This is a genomic window from Parapedobacter sp. GCM10030251 (genome assembly GCF_042666505.1).
Taxonomy (GTDB): Bacteria; Bacteroidota; Bacteroidia; order Sphingobacteriales; family Sphingobacteriaceae; genus Parapedobacter.
The window spans coordinates 1-1,215 of sequence record NZ_JBHTDN010000037.1 but is presented as its reverse complement, the minus strand read 5'-3'; the positions used below and the strand labels follow the sequence as shown (position 1 = coordinate 1,215).

Annotated in this window: 1 protein-coding gene; it reads left to right on the top strand. The window is 62.2% G+C overall.

Annotated features, from left to right (window positions below; genetic code table 11):
* Window position 1 precedes the first annotated feature (1 nt).
* On the top strand, window positions 2-1,215 hold a 1,214-nt coding region (locus ACFQRK_RS23905), incomplete at its 3' end, for a nucleotide sugar dehydrogenase (RefSeq protein ID WP_379010947.1).

Sequence of the window (1,215 nt, the reverse complement as noted above, 5' to 3'; positions counted from 1 at the left end):
TATGGAAATAAAGAATATCTGCTGCATCGGTGCAGGTTATGTAGGAGGTCCTACCATGTCGGTTATCGCCGAGAAATGCCCGCACATCACGGTGACCATCGTTGACATCAATGAGAAACGGATTGCCGCCTGGAACGATCCGGACCTGTCCAAGCTTCCGGTATACGAGCCGGGGCTTGCCGAGGTGGTGGGCCGTGCCCGCGGGCGCAACCTGTTCTTTTCGACCGATGTGGACGCGGCCATCGCCGCGGCCGACATGGTGTTCATCTCGGTGAACACGCCCACCAAGACCTACGGCAAGGGCAAGGGGATGGCGGCCGACCTGAAATTCATCGAGCTGTGCGCGCGCCAGATCGCGGCTGCCTCCACCTCCGACAAGATCATCGTGGAGAAATCGACGCTGCCGGTCCGCACCGCCGAGGCGCTCAAAAGCATCCTTGACCATACCGGCAACGGGGTGAGCTTCCATATCCTGTCCAACCCGGAGTTCCTGGCCGAGGGGACGGCCATCGCCGACCTGCACAATCCCGACCGGGTGCTGATCGGCGGGGAAAACGCCGAGGCCGTGCAGGCACTGGTGGACATCTACGCCTGGTGGGTGCCCCGCGAGCGGATACTGACGACCAACCTCTGGTCCTCCGAGCTGTCCAAGCTGACGGCCAATGCCTTCCTTGCCCAGCGCGTGTCCTCCATCAATGCCATCTCCGAGCTGTGCGAGCGCACCGGGGCCAACGTGGACGAGGTGGCCCGCGCCATCGGCACCGACAGCCGCATCGGGCCCAAGTTCCTGAAGGCATCGGTGGGTTTCGGCGGATCCTGCTTCCAGAAGGACATCCTCAACCTGGTGTACATCGCCCGCAGCTACGGCCTGGAGGAAGTGGCCCACTACTGGGAGCAGGTCATCGCCATGAACGACCACCAGAAGCAGCGGTTTGCCGACAACATCGTGCAGACCATGTACAACACCGTATCGGGAAAGAAAATCGCCTTCCTGGGGTGGGCCTTCAAGAAAGACACCAACGATACCCGCGAGTCGGCGGCCATCTACGTGGCCGATGCCCTGCTGAACGAAGAGGCGCACATCGTGGTGTACGACCCCAAGGTTTCCGCCGAACAGGTCTATCAGGACCTGGACTACCTGGGCACCCGGACCCCCGGCGAAAACCGCAGGCTGGTCACCGTGGCGGATGATCCCTATGAGGCCGCAGCACGGGC